The 2,031-nt window shown below is 70.0% G+C and carries 3 protein-coding genes; 2 read left to right on the forward strand and 1 reads right to left on the reverse strand.

Annotated elements, in window-relative coordinates; all coding sequences use genetic code 11:
* Positions 1-71: 71 nt before the first annotated feature.
* The gene (locus tag ACFWY9_RS41480; RefSeq protein WP_378341461.1) at positions 72-968 is read right to left on the reverse strand and encodes a cobalamin biosynthesis protein; all 897 of its coding nucleotides are present in this window, start codon (positions 966-968) and stop codon (positions 72-74) included.
* Positions 969-1,104: 136 nt separating this feature from the next.
* Here ACFWY9_RS41480 and ACFWY9_RS41485 point away from each other — a divergent pair, with 136 nt between their 5' ends.
* Complete coding sequence (locus tag ACFWY9_RS41485; RefSeq protein WP_378329850.1) at positions 1,105-1,428, forward strand: ArsR/SmtB family transcription factor; 324 nt, start codon at positions 1,105-1,107, stop codon at positions 1,426-1,428.
* On the forward strand, positions 1,425-1,925 hold the full coding sequence (locus ACFWY9_RS41490; RefSeq protein WP_378341462.1) for an SRPBCC domain-containing protein: 501 nt from the start codon (positions 1,425-1,427) through the stop codon (positions 1,923-1,925). The genes ACFWY9_RS41485 and ACFWY9_RS41490 overlap by 4 nt, the downstream gene beginning before the upstream one ends.
* Positions 1,926-2,031: the final 106 nt, after the last annotated feature.

The following is a 2,031-nucleotide window of genomic DNA, read 5'->3' on the forward strand; positions in this document are numbered from 1 at the left end:
CCTTACGGGCGTCTGACGCCCGTAAGGTGGCCTTAACGGCATGGGGGGCAGCGAGCCCGAGCAGGAGGCGGCTAGCGGGACCGGCGCCAGAGGCCGAGGAATGCGGCGGCGACCACCGATGTCGCCGCGGCCAGCCAGCCCACGACGCGGGACAGTTCCACCGCGCGGGTCACGTGCCCGGCGTCCGGATTGCGTCCGATCCCCAGCACCGGGAGTTCCTCCACGCCGTGCGGGTACACGGTCCGCCCGCCGACCCGGATCTCCAGCGCGCCCGCGAACGCCGCCTCGACCCGGCCCGCGTTCGGGCTCGGATGCGCGATCGTGTCGCGCCGCCACGCCCGCCACGCGCCGCCCGCGGAGCCGCCGACCACCGGAGCGGCCAGCACGGTCAGCCCGGCGGCGATCCGCGTCGGGACGAGGTGGGCCAGTTCGTCCGCCCGCTCGACCACCCACGACCGGCGGCCACGCGACCACTGCCGCAGCAGGCTGATCGCCCGCGAGCCCACCAGCCCGGGCACACCGGCGAGCGCGCCCCACACCAGTGGCGCGACCACGACGTCCGAGGTGTTCTCCGCGACCGTCTCCACCGCAGCACGCGAAAGCGCCACCGGCGTGAGCCCGTCGGTCACCCGGGGGTCCAGTTCGGACAACGTGCGCCGTGCCGGATCCAGCCGGCCTTCCTCCAGATCGCGGGCCAGTTCGGCACCCTGCGTCGCGAGTCCGGCCGCCCCGACGACGGCCCAGGTCGCGACGGCCGTCGTCGCGGCCTGCAGCACCGGACGCCGTCGGCCGGCACGCTCGGCGAGCACGCCCAGCGCGACACAAGCGGCGGCCACCCCAGTCCCTCGCGCCGGAGAGGAGCCCGCGACCCGGCGGAAAGTCACCACCGGCGGTCTGCGCCGCGCGTCGCCGAGCACCCCGTCCGCGGCCACCCCCAGCACCAAGCCGATCGCGCGTGCCGCGCTCACATGGTCCCCCTGCGATGAAGTCCCAGCCATCGAAATATCCCCGTGCCCGAAGAGGCTACTCGCCCGGTGACCAGGGCCGGACCGTGCCCGCCACCCCCGATTGACATGTGACCTTTTGGTCACCTATTCTGGTCGCGTGCCCGACGACGACCTGGTGTTCAAGGCACTGGCCGATCCGACCAGACGCTTCCTGCTCGACCAGCTCCACGCGCGTGACGGCCGCACGCTCACCGAGCTGGAGTCCGAAGTGGACATGACCCGCTTCGGTGTCATGAAGCACCTGAAACTGCTCGAGGAGGCCGGTCTCGTCGTCACGCGCAAGGAGGGCCGGGAGAAGAAGCACTTCCTCAACCCGGTCCCGATCCGGCAGATCCACGACCGCTGGATCGACAAATACACCGAGCGCCACGTGACCGCGCTGCTGGACCTCAAAGACGAATTGGAAGGCAACGACTCATGACCGATACGCAGGTTTACCGCGTCTACATCAGAGCCACCCCGCAGGCGATCTGGGACGCCATCACGAAACCGGAGTGGACCGCGAAGTACGGCTACACCGGCCTCGCCGACTACGACCTCAAGCCCGGCGGCAAGTTCGCAGTACACCCCACCGAGGAACTCAAGGGCTACGGGGTCACCGGGGACATGGTCGACGGCGAGGTCATCGAGGCCGACCCGCCGCGCAAGCTGGTCCTCACCTGGAAGCTGGTGATGGCCCCCGAGTTCGCCGACGAGCCGTACACGAAGCTCACCTACGACATCGAAGAGACCAAGACCGCGGGAACGCGCCTCACCGTCACCCACGACGTGACCGGCGCCCCGGGCACCGCCGCGATGGTCAGCGGCGCGGCCGAGGACATCAACGCACCGGAGGGCCAGAACGCCGGCGGCGGCTGGAACTGGATCCTGTCGGACCTCAAGACGCTGCTGGAAACCGGCGACACGCTCGCGAGCTGAAGGGGACTTTCCTCGCATCTCATGCGACGAAAGTCCCCCAAAGCTCACCGCCAGGCTCTTATAAACAACACCCAGCCCACCCGAAAATTAAACCTGACGGAGGGCC

The sequence above is a fragment of the Amycolatopsis sp. NPDC059027 genome (assembly GCF_042739735.1).
Classification (GTDB): Bacteria; Actinomycetota; Actinomycetes; order Mycobacteriales; family Pseudonocardiaceae; genus Amycolatopsis.